Source organism: Bacillus cereus group sp. MYBK139-1, assembly GCF_051916915.1.
GTDB lineage: Bacteria > Bacillota > Bacilli > Bacillales > Bacillaceae_G > Bacillus_A > Bacillus_A pacificus.
This window is the reverse complement of sequence record NZ_JBQAHO010000001.1, coordinates 1416836-1431749: the sequence shown is the minus strand read 5'-3', so window position 1 is coordinate 1431749 and position 14914 is coordinate 1416836. Positions and strand designations below refer to the sequence as shown.

The window sequence follows — 14914 nt, the reverse complement described above, 5'->3', positions numbered from 1 at the left end:
GAACATATATTTACAAGTTAATAAAATGATAGTAGATTCGAGCTCTATGTCCATTAAGATAAAAAGAAGAGTGAAACTAAAACACTAAAAAGAGAAAAATGCATGCCTAATCAATTAACTATTACTTCCTTAATGTTTTTTTGAAAATAGCCCTTATTTTTCGGACTTGTATAAAAAATAAGGGTCTCTAATCATTTTTCTTATATTGTTTTTCAACACCTTTTTCATGCAAATGAGTAAAAAGTAAAGTTTGGAAGGACTATGTATGAATGTGTTGTTAATGAAAGAAAAATAGTGTGTTGCGTAACGAATATAACGTAACTTTACCGCCGGGGGAATTTAAATTTAGTATGTAAGTGAAATGTCATGAGGGGAATTATATTTTATTATGAAAAAAATTTTCTTTTTAAAACTTGATTAAAGAAAAAATATTTTATATACTAATTCATGTAAACGGTTTACTAGATCATATTTTGCTAGAAACGAAGGGAAGATTCGCATGGAAACAAGGGGGAGAGTAATCGGGATTGATATCGGTACCACAAGTACAAAAACGGTTGTGTTCACAGAAAAAGGAAAAGTCGTTGCATCACATGCAGTAGATTATCCAATTATTCAACCGAACGTCGGATGGGCTGAGCAAGATCCTGATGTAATATGTGCTGCTGTTTATAAAACTGTAAGCGTTGCCATAGAAAAAGGTGACGTGTTACCAGAAGATATTTCTTCAATTGGTATTAGTACAGCAATGCACGCATTAATTGCAGTAGATGAAAAGGGTGTGCCGTTAACGCGCTCTATCATTTGGGCAGATAATCGTAGTACGAAACAAGCGGAAAAATTATTACAACATATGAATGGACATGAAATTTATAGACGTACAGGTACACCAATTCATCCAATGTCGCCACTATCTAAATTATTATGGATGAAAGAAGAGGAACCAAAATTATATAAAAGTGCTTATAAATTTATTTCTATTAAAGAGTATGTTATTTACCAATTGTTTTCACGCTACGTAGTTGATTATTCCATTGCTTCTGCTACAGGGTTATTCAATTTAGAAACGTTAAATTGGGATGTTGATGTGCTGGAAATGTTAAATATTTCTTCAGAACAATTATCAACCCCAGTACCAACTACATATATTTTATCGGGTATGAAACCGGAATTAGCACAAAAGATGGGTATTCGTGAAGATACTCCAGTTGTTATTGGTGCAAGTGATGGTGTTCTTGCGAATGTAGGCGTTGGGGCCATATCGCCTGGATCAGCTGCAATTACGATTGGAACAAGTGGTGCAGTTCGAACAATTTCATCTAATGTTAATACAGATGAAAAAGGAAGAACGTTTTGTTATGCATTAACAGACGAGCACTGGGTGATTGGCGGACCAACGAATAACGGTGGCATATTACTGAGATGGTTACGTGATGAATTTGGTAGCCCAGAACAAGAAGTTGCAAGAAAACTTGGCATTGATCCGTATGATTTATTAATTAAATATGCGGAAAGTGTACCAGCTGGAGCAGGTGGATTGCTATTTTTACCTTTCTTATCTGGAGAACGTGCACCTTACTGGAATGCAAATGCTCGTGGTACATTCTTCGGAATTAATCTTCAGCATAAACGAGAACATTTTATTCGTGCAGTCATGGAAGGGGTTTGTATGAGCGTATATTCTGTTGCACTCGCAATCAGGGATTGTACAGGGCCACTTACTGAAATACGCGTTTCAGGAGGATTTGCGAAATCTGCATTTTGGAGACAAATGTTATCCGATATGATGGGGAAAGAATTGCTTGTTCCTGAAAGTCATGAAGCATCTGCGCTTGGGGCAGCGGCAGTTGCTTTATATGCTGTAGGAAAAATTGATTCTCTGGAAGAGGTTAAGGATTGGATTGATATTGTTCATCACCATGTACCGAATAAAGAAAATACGGCTATATATTTAGAAATGTTTTATATGTATGAACGACTTTACAATCGCTTGAAAGAAGAATTTGATTGTATAGCTGCTTTCCAACGTAAACAATAGGGGGATTGGGAGAAATGGTAGTTGGAATCGTACTAGCGGCAGTTGTCATACTACTTTTACTTATTACGGTAGTAAAATGGCATCCGTTTGTCGCGTTAATTTTAACAGCAATTGGTGTAGGGCTAGCAATGGGAATGCCATTGATTGGAACTTCACCAAAAGATCCAGGGATTATTGATTCTATTAAACTAGGGCTTGGTAATACGTTAGGGTTTTTAGCGATAGTTTTAGCATTAGGAACGATGCTTGGAAAAATGATGGCCGAATCTGGCGGTGCTGAACGAATTGCTAACACATTAATTGATCGTTTTGGGAAGAAACGTGTTCATTGGGCAATGATGTTTGTTGCATTTTTAGTAGGGATTCCGGTATTTTTCCAAGTTGGATTTGTACTACTAATTCCATTGGTATTTACAATTGCATTAGAAACAGGGGTATCACTTATTACAATCGGTATTCCACTAGTAGCAGGATTATCCGTTGTACACGGACTAGTGCCGCCGCATCCAGCAGCGATGGCAGCGGTAGGTATTTTTAAAGCAGATGTAGGGAAGACAATTTTATATGCGTTAATTGTCGGACTTCCAACTGCAATTATTTCAGGTCCACTTTATGGAAAATGGATTGGTGCTCGTATACATAAGGAAGTACCATTAGAGATAGCGGAGCAATTTGTTGAAAAAGATAATAAAAAAGAGCTTCCTAGCTTTGGGAATACATTGTTTACAATTTTACTTCCAGTATTTCTTATGCTTGGTGCATCAATAGCGGAAGTTGCATTAAATAAAACGAGTCAACTAGCACAAGTATTACACTTTATTGGAGATCCGATTGTCGCTTTATTAATTGCAACCATTTACTCTTTCTTTAGTCTTGGATATGCAAAAGGTTTCTCAAAAGATAAAGTATTACAATTTACAAATGATTGCCTTGGGCCAATTGCAAACATATTGTTAGTGATTGGTGCAGGCGGCGCATTTAATAAAGTATTATTAGATTCTGGAATTGGAACGACAATTGCAGATATGGCGAAAGAATCGCATATTTCACCGATATTATTAGGGTGGGGAATTGCGGCACTAATCCGAATCGCAACTGGATCGGCAACTGTTTCTATGATGACAGCAGCTGGTATTGTTGCACCGATTGCAGCAAGTACACCAGGTGTAAATGTTGAACTATTAGCACTTGCAACAGGTGCAGGGTCATTAATTTTATCACATGTAAATGATTCTGGATTTTGGATGATTAAAGAATATTTCGGGATGACTGTGAAAGAAACATTATTAACATGGACTGCAATGGAGACAATATTATCTGTTGTAGCACTTGGACTCATTTCGTTATTAAATATATTTGTATAGAATGGGAGATTGATTAATATGAAACTAGGTTTAATCGGGTTAGGAAAAATGGGATTCCCATTAGCGGAACACTTATATGAAGACAAACATGAAGTTGTTGTATATGACGTAAATAAAGAGCTTGTTGAAAAGGCTGGGGCTTTAGGGATTACTGCTCGTCATACATTAAAAGAAATGATCGCTGAACTAGAAGCTCCTCGCACAATTTGGGTAATGGTACCTGCAGGGGAAGTAGTTGAGTCAGTATTAAAAGAAGTTTATCCATTATTAGAGGAAGGCGATATCGTTATTGAAGGCGGAAATTCATTCTATAAAGATACGTTACGCCGTGCCGAAGAAGCGAAAAGCTTTGGTTTACATTACGTAGATATTGGTACATCAGGCGGTGTAGAAGGAGCAAGATACGGTGCTTGTTTAATGGTTGGTGGAGAAAAAGAAATTTACGATCAATTAGAACCATTATTTAAAGATTTAGCAGTAGAGAATGGGTATTCTTATGCAGGCCGCGTCGGAAGTGGTCATTTCTTAAAAATGGTTCATAACGGTATTGAATACGGAATGATGCAAGCAATCGCCGAAGGATTTGAAGTGTTAGATAAAAGTGATTTTGATTTCAATTATGAAGATGTTGCAAAAGTATGGGCAAACGGATCGGTTATCCGCGGTTGGTTAATGGACTTAACTGAAAAGGCATTTGCAGATGATCCAAAACTTGATGGTATTAAAGGTGTAATGAACTCTTCAGGAGAAGGGAAATGGACTGTGGAAACCGCACTTGAACTTCAAGCGGCAGCACCAGTAATCGCAATGTCATTATTTATGCGCTACCGTTCTCAAGAAGATGATACATTCCATGGAAAAGTAGTTTCAGCTCTTCGTAATCAGTTCGGTGGACATGAAGTTGTGAAAAAATAGGAAATGATTTTGAAAAGAAACTTGTGTATAAGCGCAAGTTTCTTTTTTTTATAGTGTAAGAAATCTCTAATTTATAAATACCAATCAATCATTGTTTTTTTATCACATATGATGGATTCAATATGTATTGATTGAACAATGTATTCTATATTTTCGTCTTTCGCTAATAAAAAAGTTGTAAAGGAATCAAACATACTCATGAATGCATAATCCATGTTTTCATCAGTAATAATGAACTCACTACAGAAAAGGTCCCAAATATTTAAAGGGGTTGTATCATGTATCTGTAATGATTTGTTTGTAGCAAAGATTGGTTCAGAGAAATATAGATTTTTTGCACCTTTCGAACCAAGGAGTTTTAGTAAATTCTGTAATAAAAATATAGATGTATAATCTTCCGTTGGATAATAAAGGTCTTGTTTAAAGTTTGAATGTAGCTTTTTAGCTAAGTCATCTCTTTTATATTCTTCTGAAAAGGCATTACTGGAAGTTAACATGGCTATTGCTAGTTCTGTGTATGAATTTAGTCCACTATAAGACATTATTTCCTTCCAAGAAACGGATTTCCCATTTTGAATGATTTCTTCAGCACTTGGATATATGTGCTCGTAAGGTCTTTTTCTTACTGAGTTTTCCCACCCTAAAGGCATTTGGACAAAAGGATGAAGTAATATAGCAGCAGACTTAAAGTTGCTTGGTAGTTGTACTAAAATGGGTGATTTGTCATCTAGCCAAATGTAATCCAACAAAATAAAACCTCCTCTTAGACTTTGAAATGTACGGATTCCCGCATTATGTTTTTTTTGTATTGATTGTATCAAGTATAAAGCGCTGCATGAAATATGTCCCAACATAAAAATAAGAATAAATAAAATGAAGTTTTCATAAATAGTAAAAGGATGGTTATGTCATCAGTGTAGCTAAGAAATGATGTTACATATGAAAAGAGCGTGTTAATAAAATATGAGGTGGTTAAATGGGAAATGAGCAAGTGAAGTCTGTAAAGGAAGAAAAAAAGTTATGTCTTTGTATGATTGTTAAAAACGAGTCTAGGATTATGGAAAGATGTTTAAATGCTACGAAATCAATTGTAGATTTTGTTTCTATTTGTGATACTGGATCGACGGATAATACACCTGAAATTATTGAAAATTGGTGTAAGGAAAATGAGATACCTGGGACGGTTCATCATGAGCCGTTTCAAAACTTTGGTTATAACAGAAGCTTAGCTGTTTCGTTAGCGCAAAAAACATACCCAGAAGCAGATTATTTATTAATATTAGATGCGGATATGATTTTAGAGGTTGATCCGAATTTCGATAAAACGAGCTTAACGGAAGATCATTATCTTACATTGCAATATGATGTTCATATTAAATATTGGCTTACACGTCTGTTAAAAGCTTCTTTACCATGGAAATCTGTCGGTGTTACTCATGAGTATTGGGATATAGATCGTTCCAAAGTTGGAGAGAATTACAATACGAGAGTAGCTAGACTGGAGACGCTTGTCGTTAATGACCCTGGTGATGGTGGAAGTAAAGCGGATAAATTTGAAAGAGATGAGAGGCTGTTGTTACAAGGGTTGAGTGATCCAGAAACAACGCCAGATTTGCATATAAGATATTTATTTTATTTAGCCCAAACTTATTTTCATTTAAGTCAATTTGAAGATTCGATTAAATGGTATAAAAAACGAGTGGAAGCAGGAGGATGGGTTGAAGAGGTGTTCTATTCGTTGTTGCGAATAGGGTTTTGTTATGAACAATTAGCAAACCGTGCAGCAAATAAACAACATGAAGTAACAGAAGCAGATGAAATGGAAAATGCTAAGACGCAAGAAGAGCAATATTCAGCGCTAGCTATTTTTTATTTTCAAAAAGCGTGGGAATATAGACCAACTCGGGCTGAGCCATTATACCAACTTGCAAGAATGTATCGATTAAAATCTCAAAATAATATTGCTTTGATGTATGCCCTGCAAGGGAAGGAAATTCCTTTTCCGAATAATGATCTTCTATTTGTAGATTATCATGTGTATGATTACTTATTTGACTATGAAATTTCTATAAGTGCATTTTATATACCACATAAAAAACATTTAGGTGCAGTATCACAAAAATTTTTGGAATCGAAAAAAGAAGAGCTACCGTTGCATATAGCAAATATGGTAGAAAGTAATGCGAAATTTTATTAAATACAATTTCGGTTAAAGGAGTAGTGGAGTAATAATGGAATTAATACGATGGGCGCTAGAGCTAGGAGAATCTGTGCATGGAAATACGTATGAAGAATTGTTGCCACTACTAGATTATTATTATGATCGTGATCATTTAAAAGCGTATTGTATCGCAAATCTTCTGTTAAACATGGACGTATCAGATGAACATCAGCAAAGAATCGAATTAAGAAGGTGCATTGCTGCTTATTATGCTGGAATATATAAAGTAGCAAAAAAACATGCAAAGGATCTTTTACTGAAATATCCGGATGTGGATTTATATAAGAATAATTTAAGGCTAATGGAAGCTTATTTGAATAAAGAATATGATTATTGTTTGTTTATATGCCCAAAGACGTATGGTAGTTTTATAGATGTTGCGCGAGCTTTGAAATGGCGATTGGAGCAAGAGGGAAATACAGCAATCATATCAGAAACAATACTCGAAAATGTGGGGAATACAATTGTTTTTGGAGCGCATACATATGCACATAGCCCACATCTCCTTCCGAAAAATGCAATTATTTATAATTTAGAACAGCTATATGAAGGAAGCCCTTATGCGCATCCTCTTTATTTAATGTTATTAAAAGATAAGGAAATTTGGGATTATAGTAAACAAAATATAGAATGGTTAAAACAAAGAGGAGTAGGAAAAGAAATAAAACATGTAGGCATGAACTATGCACCAACTTTAGAAATAAAAAAAGATGCATTTGATGAAGAATTAACTGAAGACATTGATATACTGTTTATAGGTGCTCTTAACCCAAGACGGCAAGCTATATTGGATCAATTAAAAGTCGTTGCCCCGAATTTAAATATTGTTTTTAAAAATAATGCGTGGGGAATTGTTAGAAATGAGTTAATTGCCAGATCTAAAATTATATTAAATATCCACTTTTACTTATCTGGTATTCTTGAAACTCCTCGAGTTTCTTATGCAGTGGCAAATAAGAAATTTATTATTTCGGAAAATAGCAACCCAGAGGACGAAATAGATTGGCCGGGAATTGTATTTACTCCGTATGAAAAAATAATAGAAAATATTATGAAATATATAGCATTGCCAGAAGAACGTATCAAATTAGCAGAAAAAGCGTATAACCATTTTGAAGCTAAAAGAAGTAATGGCATACTGAGCAATAAAGAGAAAGAAAAGTAAATGTGAAAAACTCATACTTTCGTATGAGTTCTTTTTTCGTCTATTATACTATTTTATTAAGCTAGTTCCCTCTTTATATTGTGTTTTGTATAGAAATTTCTGATAATATATAAGTGTAACTTGAAAACAAAGGGGAGAAATAATGATGAAACTAGTTGTTATTAACGGTACACCAAGAAAATTCGGTAGAACTCGTGTGGTAGCAAAATATATTGCTGACCAATTTGAAGGGGAGTTATTCGATTTAGCAGTAGAAGAACTACCCTTATATAATGGGGAAGAATCACAACGTGAATTAGAAGCAGTAAAAAAATTAAAGGCGTTAGTGAAAAACGCAGACGGCGTAGTGCTATGTACACCTGAATATCATAATGCAATGAGTGGGGCGTTGAAAAATTCGCTAGATTACTTAAGTAGTAGTGAATTTGTTCATAAACCTGTCGCATTACTTGCAGTTGCAGGAGGCGGTAAAGGTGGAATTAACGCATTAAACAGTATGCGTACTGTTGCTAGAGGGGTATACGCCAATGCCATCCCAAAACAAGTTGTGCTTGATGGACTTCATGTACAAGACGGTGAACTGGGTGAAGATGCAAAACCATTAATTCATGATTTAGTTAAAGAATTAAAAGCATATATGGGCGTATATAAAGAGGTGAAAAAGCAACTAGGGGTTGAGTGATATGTCATCTCTTTATAAAGATTCACGCTTGTATTTCATTCTAGGGGCCAATAGTCTATCAGCTATTGGTTCCGGTATTGTAATGATAACGATTCCGTGGTTGTTAATTAAAGAGAGTGGAGGAGAGACAACGTTTGGTTATGTTTCCATCATCTCAACACTGATTATGTTTTTGTTAACTCCGTTTATCGGGCAAAGTATTGATCGTTTTTCAAGAAAATCTTTATTATTATGTAATGAAGGTATTGGGATAGCCGTAATCGGAATAATGGTTATATGGGGATTTGCTGGGCAACCTTATCATTCTATTCATTATATTCTAATATATATAGCAGGGTCATTTTACTATTTATTATTTTATCCTACAATATTTGCGTTCAACCAAGAGATATTTCAAGCAGAACATTATAAAAATTTAAGCGGAACAATGGAGATACAAGGACAGTTAACTCAAGTTATTTCAGGAGCCGCTGCTAGCTTCCTTATTGAAATCATTTCTTTAAAATGGATCTTGTTAGTAGATATGTTAACTTTTGCAGGAGCCTTCGCCCTTTTCTTGTGTATACCATACGTAAAGAAAAAGGAAGTAAAAAGGAAAGTAACATTTAAGAAGCAATTGTTCGAAGGAATTCACTTTATGAAAAAACGTCCTAAGCTCTTTTGGTTCTTACTTGCTACTTATATGCCATTTATAGGTGTCATGATGGCAAATTATTTAATACCGGTTTATATTTCGGATATACTCAAAGCTAATGCCTCTGTATACGCAATAGAGGGCATGATGTACGGTGTCGGAGCGGTTGTTGCAGGGATCTGTATTCCACTCATAATGAAATATGTCAAAACAGAAGTTTCAATCGTTATGACGATGTGCATTTATGTAATTTCAATTACCGCAATGATTATTGAACCTTCCGTAATGTTGTTATATGGACTAGCGATTTTTCATGCGATTGGAAATGCGGGGACAAGAGTGGCGAGAAATGTATTGATGATGGAGGAAATCCCAAACGAAGTAATGGGACGTGTAGACAGCTTATTTCGATTAATTGGTACAGGAATAAGAATTGTATTATTAATGCTGTTTACAGCTGGTGTATCTAAAGCTGGGGTAATGCTCCCGTTTTACGTACTTAGCTGTATATTGATTCTATCATTAGGAATTGCCCTTTATTATGTATATTCACAACGTAAAGTAGGGACGAACGTTTCTAATAAATCAATCATATAAAGTGAAACTAATAATCAGTAGGGGTTTTCTTCATCCCCACTTAACTTTTTTGCTTTCGCTGAATTTTGAGGTGGGGGTCTTACTGCCTATTAAAGCGGGATAAAAAGTACTTCTGCCTTCCTATCTATTTCTGTATAATAAAAAGAAAGGGAGTGTAAACGTATATATGAACAAATGGATATTACTTATAATCTTATTATTACCACCACTATACATTCTTTATATGACCTTTCGAATGAAGAAGGTTGCCCGTGAAAAGTTGAGCCATCACTCTCCGTACCTTCTTATACTGGGTGCAAAGTTATTTGGAGATAGACCGTCTTTATCTCTTCAAAATCGTTTAGATGTAGCGCTGGAATATTTATATTCTCATCCTGAGGTAAAAGTAATTGTGTCAGGCGGCCAAGGGGAAGATGAAGATATACCAGAAGCTCACAGTATGAGAAACTATTTAATGGTACATGGTGTAGATGAGAGTCGTATTTTAATAGAAGACCAATCTACAAATACGTATGAGAATGTAAAGTTTAGTATAGATTTATATGATGTGAAACATGCGGTAGTTGTAAGCAATACGTATCATTTATATAGAACGAAAATAATTGCGAAGCGTTTAGGTATGAAGATGGAGGCACTAGCTGCTGAAACGCCAATGCGTTCTAAGAGAAAAATGTATGTGCGTGAATATGCCGCTATAATGAAAACAATATTGTTAGACCGTTAAGAGCTCAAATGTGAGCTCTTTTTTTGTAGAATAATGCGTATCATTTGAAATGAATTCCATATTCCAGCAAAATAAAGGAAACAACGATAAAGGAGTTGTATTTGTGATTCAGTTTAATCAAGTGTCAAAATCATATGAAGATGGCACAAAAGCAGTGGATTCATTGCATTTAGAAATTAAAAAAGGGGAATTTTTTGTTCTCATTGGTCCGAGTGGTTGCGGGAAAACAACGACAATGAAAATGATTAATCGTTTAATTGAAACGACAGAAGGCTCAATTTTAATCGATGGAAAAGATATTCAAGAATACAATATTAATGAATTACGCTGGGATATAGGGTACGTGTTGCAGCAAATCGCTTTGTTTCCGCATATGACAATTGCTGAAAATATTGCAGTTGTTCCTGAAATGAGAAAGTGGAGCAAAGAAAAAATAAAAGCTCGTGTCGATGAGTTGCTACAGATGGTCGGATTAGATCCAGACGTATATCGTAATCGTATGCCTGATGAATTGTCAGGAGGGCAAAAGCAGCGTATTGGTGTCGTACGGGCATTAGCAGCAAATCCGAAAATCGTTCTTATGGATGAACCGTTTAGTGCGTTAGATCCGTTAAGTAGGGAGCAGCTTCAGAAGGATATTGTACAATTGCAAAAGAAAATTCAAAAAACAATCGTGTTCGTAACACATGATATGCAAGAAGCATTATCACTTGGAGATCGCATTTGTATTATGAAAGAAGGAAAAATTGTTCAATTAGATAAGCCAGAAGAAATTATACATAACCCAGAAAATGAATTTGTAGAAGAGTTCATTGGAAATCGTGGGCGACCTTGGTATGAGGGGAAAAGTATAGAAGATGTATTGCCACTTGATGAAAGTATGCGGATAGAAGGGGAAGCACTATCATTACATTCTTCTTTACAAGAAGCATTAGTTCGCCTGCGAGCTGATGAAGTCGTTCCAGTTGAAGAAAATGGTCGATATGTTGGAGCTTTAACAAGTCGTCATATTGTCAATTATATTGTTGAACAAATGAAGGAAAGAGGCTAAACAGTGACTGATTTTATACAAACGTTTCAAGAACGAAAAATAGAATTACTAACTGCATTAAGTGAGCATTTACAAATATCGCTTATTTCATTATTTTTTGCAGTAATTATTGCGGTACCGCTTGGCATTTTATTAACGAGAAAAGAACGAATGGCTGAGTTTATTATAGGAACTTCTGCAGTTATGCAGACGGTGCCATCACTTGCATTACTCGGATTATTAATTCCGTTAGTAGGAATCGGAAAACTGCCAGCCATTATTGCATTAGTTGTGTATGCACTATTACCCATTTTACGCAATACATATACAGGAATACGGGAGTTAGATGAATCTTTAATCGAAGCAGCGAAAGCTATGGGGATGAATAGCTGGAGAAGACTGTGGAAGGTAGAGCTTCCTCTTGCTTTACCAATTATTATGGCCGGTATTCGTACGGCAATGGTATTAATTGTTGGAACGGCTACATTAGCAGCGCTTATAGGTGCTGGTGGGCTCGGTAAACTCATATTACTCGGTATCGATCGGAATGATCATGCGCTTATCATTTTAGGGGCCGTACCAGCCGCGTTACTCGCTTTATTCTTTGATGTAGTACTTCGAGTGCTTGAGAGGCCAAAACGCTCGTCTAAGCGTGTTATATTGACGATATGTATTGTTTGTATAATGGTTGCTTCTCCATTTCTTTGGAATACAGAAAAGAAAGATATTGTTATTGCGGGCAAACTTGGATCAGAACCTGAAATTTTAATTCAAATGTATAAGCAACTTATCGAACAAGATACTGATTTACACGTACAATTAAAACCAGGTCTTGGAAAAACAGCATTTGTATTTGAAGCGTTGAAATCAGGAGAAGTAGATATATACCCTGAGTTTTCGGGAACAGCTTTATCTACTTTTGTGAAAGAAGAGCCAAAAAGTACAAATCGGGATGAAGTATATGAACAGGCTCGCGTTGGAATGGAACAGAAATATAATATGGTTATGTTGAAGCCGATGGAGTATAACAATACATATGCACTAGCTATGCCGAAAAAAATAGCAGATCAAAATAATATAAGTACAATTTCTGATTTAGGAAAAATTGCACAGAATGCGAAAGTAGGATTCACATTAGAATTTGCTGATCGTGAAGACGGTTATAAAGGAATGCAAAAATTATATAACTATAAGTTTTCAAATGTGAAAACGATGGAACCAAAATTACGTTACAGTGCAATTCAATCAGGGGATGTGAATGTAATTGATGCATACTCAACAGATAGTGAATTGGAACAATACGGACTTAAAGTGCTAAAAGATGATAAAGGGTTATTTCCACCATACCAAGGTGCACCTTTATTAAGAAAAGAGACGTTACAAAAATATCCTGAACTTGAAAAAGTATTAAATAAATTATCTGGAAAGATTACAGATGACGAAATGCGAAAAATGAATTATGAAGTGAATGTAAATGGTAAAAGTAGTGAAGAAGTAGCGAAACAATTTTTACAAAAAGAGAACTTACTTCGTTAAATTTACAAGAAATATACAAATTTATACGTATGAAATGACCGTTCATTACAAAATGAACGGTTTTTTTGTGCATACTTATACATTTTTTCAAAAAAGTATTCCATTTTTCTTCATTTTCTTTTAGAATAAGTAATGTTTTCCTGAAAAAATATAAGAGAAGCGTCTATTAGAGAAAAAGGTGACTTTAATAGTTGAACGAACATAACACCTAGAATGACAGATGGGGTGGTACAAATAGAAAAGAAGTTAGGTTTTTTTCCATTAATTGCATTAGTAGTTGGAACAATGGTTGGTGGCGGTGTTTTTAGTTTACCGCATGATTTAGCAGTAGGAGCAAATAGTGGCTCTATAATAATTGGCTGGTGTATTACAGCGATGGGAATGATTCCACTCGCGCTCGTATATCAAACGTTAGCAAGAAAAAAACCAGAGCTTGAGGGCGGAATTTATAGTTATGCACGTGCTGGTTTCGGTGAATATATTGGATTTAACAGTGCTTGGGGATACTGGCTAGCAGGAATTTTAGGAAACGTTGCAACAATCATGTTACTGTTTAGTACATTAGGCTATTTCTTCCCAATTTTTAAAGGTGGAAATAGTGTTGCGTCTATCGTAGGAGCATCACTTTTATTATGGACACTTCATTTTCTAATTTTATTTGGTATTCGTGAAGCATCTATTATGAATGTTATTGCAACAATAGGGAAATTGGTACCAATCGTATTATTTATTGTTGTAATGGTAACAGCGTTTCGCTGGGATACATTTACACATGATTTTTGGGGAGAAGGAACTATTTCAGTTTCCTCTATACTCGGTCAAGTGAAGAATACAATGCTTGTAACTCTTTGGGTTTTCATCGGGGTTGAAGGAGCGGTAGTATTATCTGGAAGAGCGAAAAATAGTCGAGATGTCGGTAAAGCGACAGTATTAGGACTTATTTTAGTAATGTCTATTTATATTTTAATTTCTGTCTTGTCAATGGGAGCGATGACAAGAGGAGAGCTTTCTGTTTTAGAAACGCCGTCAATGGGACATGTATTAGAACATGTTGTTGGGACGTGGGGCGCGGTAGCGATTAACATCGGGTTAGTTGCTTCACTTGTAGGTACATTAATAGGTTGGTTTTTACTTGTTTCTGAAATTTCCCATGTAGCAGGAAAAGATGGCGTGTTTCCGAAAGTCTTTACGAAAACAAATAAAAAACAAACGCCGCATATGGCATTATGGATCTCAAATGGCGTTGCCCAAGTTATATTTATAATCGTTCTGTTTTCAGAGTCAACATATCAAATTATGTATTTCATAGCGTCAACATCAATTTTAGTACCATATTTATTATCAGCGTTATTCCAATTCAAATTAGTAATTACAAATGAACTAAAAGATGCAAAAGTGAAAAATGGTTCGCTAGCTTTAATTGCTTCACTTTACTCTATATGGCTTATTTATGCAGCTGGTTTGAAGAATTTATTGCTCGTTTCAATCGTATACGGGATTGGAATCATTGTTTATGTGTATGCAAGAAAAGAAAAAGGAAATCGTTGTTTTACTGGTATAGAGAGATATGTAATGTGTGCAATTGTCGTAGCAGCTGTTACATCTCTTTATATGTTATTGACTGGAAACATAAAAATGTAAAAGTCCTTTTCATTTAAAGGGCTTTTTTCTTTGTCTATAGAATATTTAATACATAAGATATTCAGGAGGGATGAAAATGGAAGAAAAAGAACAGTTGAACAGAATTGTTGATTTAGCGAGTGAAGTAAGAAAAGTATTAGTGCAAGAATCTTTTTTTAATCATCATCCTGAACTGCGAGGAGTGATTGAAAATTTAGCGAGTGCGGTAGAGAATTTGGCGGAATTACAGCAACATAAAGATGAAAACGCTGAAGATCGTTTACGATATGTACTTGCTAAAATGAAAATTGCTCATAATGCCATCTTACAAGAGAAAAACGCATTTCCATCTCATTAATATACGATTTCATTTTGAACCTGGCGGATA

At 35.2% G+C, this 14914-nt stretch carries 12 protein-coding genes and 1 pseudogene; 12 read left to right on the top strand and 1 reads right to left on the bottom strand.

What is annotated here, in order from left to right:
* Positions 1-499: 499 nt before the first annotated feature.
* The 3 genes from gntK to gnd are packed head-to-tail and all read left to right on the top strand — an operon-like array spanning position 500 to position 4317.
* A complete protein-coding gene (gene gntK / locus ACTFRS_RS07270) occupies positions 500-2038 on the top strand; it encodes a gluconokinase (RefSeq protein WP_062821117.1) in 1539 nt (512 codons plus the stop codon).
* A 14-nt stretch (positions 2039-2052) separates the two neighbouring features.
* Positions 2053-3402, top strand: a complete 1350-nt coding sequence (locus ACTFRS_RS07265; RefSeq protein WP_000260197.1) for a GntP family permease — start codon at positions 2053-2055, stop codon at positions 3400-3402.
* Positions 3403-3420: 18 nt separating this feature from the next.
* A complete protein-coding gene (gene gnd, locus ACTFRS_RS07260) occupies positions 3421-4317 on the top strand; it encodes a phosphogluconate dehydrogenase (NAD(+)-dependent, decarboxylating) (protein WP_139867314.1) in 897 nt (298 codons plus the stop codon).
* A 71-nt stretch (positions 4318-4388) separates the two neighbouring features.
* Here gnd and ACTFRS_RS07255 read toward each other — a convergent pair.
* Positions 4389-5154: pseudogene (locus ACTFRS_RS07255) on the bottom strand (DUF2711 family protein).
* 139 nt (positions 5155-5293) lie between these two features.
* Between ACTFRS_RS07255 and ACTFRS_RS07250 the strand changes: the two are divergent.
* The 9 genes from ACTFRS_RS07250 to ACTFRS_RS07210 all read left to right on the top strand — a co-directional run bounded on the left by ACTFRS_RS07250 (position 5294) and on the right by ACTFRS_RS07210 (position 14884).
* Entirely contained in the window at positions 5294-6514 is a 1221-nt protein-coding gene (locus ACTFRS_RS07250; RefSeq protein WP_139867310.1) for a tetratricopeptide repeat-containing glycosyltransferase, read from the top strand.
* A gap of 34 nt (positions 6515-6548) precedes the next feature.
* Positions 6549-7703 (top strand): glycosyltransferase family 1 protein, encoded by a 1155-nt coding sequence (locus ACTFRS_RS07245; protein ID WP_242294024.1) that lies wholly within the window; start codon positions 6549-6551, stop codon positions 7701-7703.
* Positions 7704-7848: 145 nt separating this feature from the next.
* Positions 7849-8385: an NADPH-dependent FMN reductase gene (locus ACTFRS_RS07240; protein WP_014893779.1), complete on the top strand. Its 537-nt coding sequence runs from the start codon at positions 7849-7851 to the stop codon at positions 8383-8385.
* Between the two features lies 1 nt (position 8386).
* Positions 8387-9616 carry an MFS transporter gene (locus tag ACTFRS_RS07235; protein ID WP_242294023.1) on the top strand — a complete coding sequence of 410 codons (1230 nt, stop codon included), beginning with the start codon at positions 8387-8389 and terminating at the stop codon, positions 9614-9616.
* A 166-nt stretch (positions 9617-9782) separates the two neighbouring features.
* The gene (locus tag ACTFRS_RS07230) at positions 9783-10340 is read left to right on the top strand and encodes a YdcF family protein (protein ID WP_139867306.1); all 558 of its coding nucleotides are present in this window, start codon (positions 9783-9785) and stop codon (positions 10338-10340) included.
* Positions 10341-10443: 103 nt separating this feature from the next.
* The gene (locus ACTFRS_RS07225; RefSeq protein ID WP_139867304.1) at positions 10444-11391 is read left to right on the top strand and encodes an ABC transporter ATP-binding protein; all 948 of its coding nucleotides are present in this window, start codon (positions 10444-10446) and stop codon (positions 11389-11391) included.
* Positions 11392-11394: 3 nt separating this feature from the next.
* A complete protein-coding gene (locus tag ACTFRS_RS07220; protein ID WP_139867302.1) occupies positions 11395-12906 on the top strand; it encodes an ABC transporter permease/substrate-binding protein in 1512 nt (503 codons plus the stop codon).
* A 213-nt stretch (positions 12907-13119) separates the two neighbouring features.
* Positions 13120-14547 carry an arginine-ornithine antiporter gene (arcD, locus tag ACTFRS_RS07215; protein WP_139867300.1) on the top strand — a complete coding sequence of 476 codons (1428 nt, stop codon included), beginning with the start codon at positions 13120-13122 and terminating at the stop codon, positions 14545-14547.
* A gap of 76 nt (positions 14548-14623) precedes the next feature.
* Complete coding sequence (locus ACTFRS_RS07210) at positions 14624-14884, top strand: hypothetical protein (protein ID WP_000391444.1); 261 nt, start codon at positions 14624-14626, stop codon at positions 14882-14884.
* Positions 14885-14914: the final 30 nt, after the last annotated feature.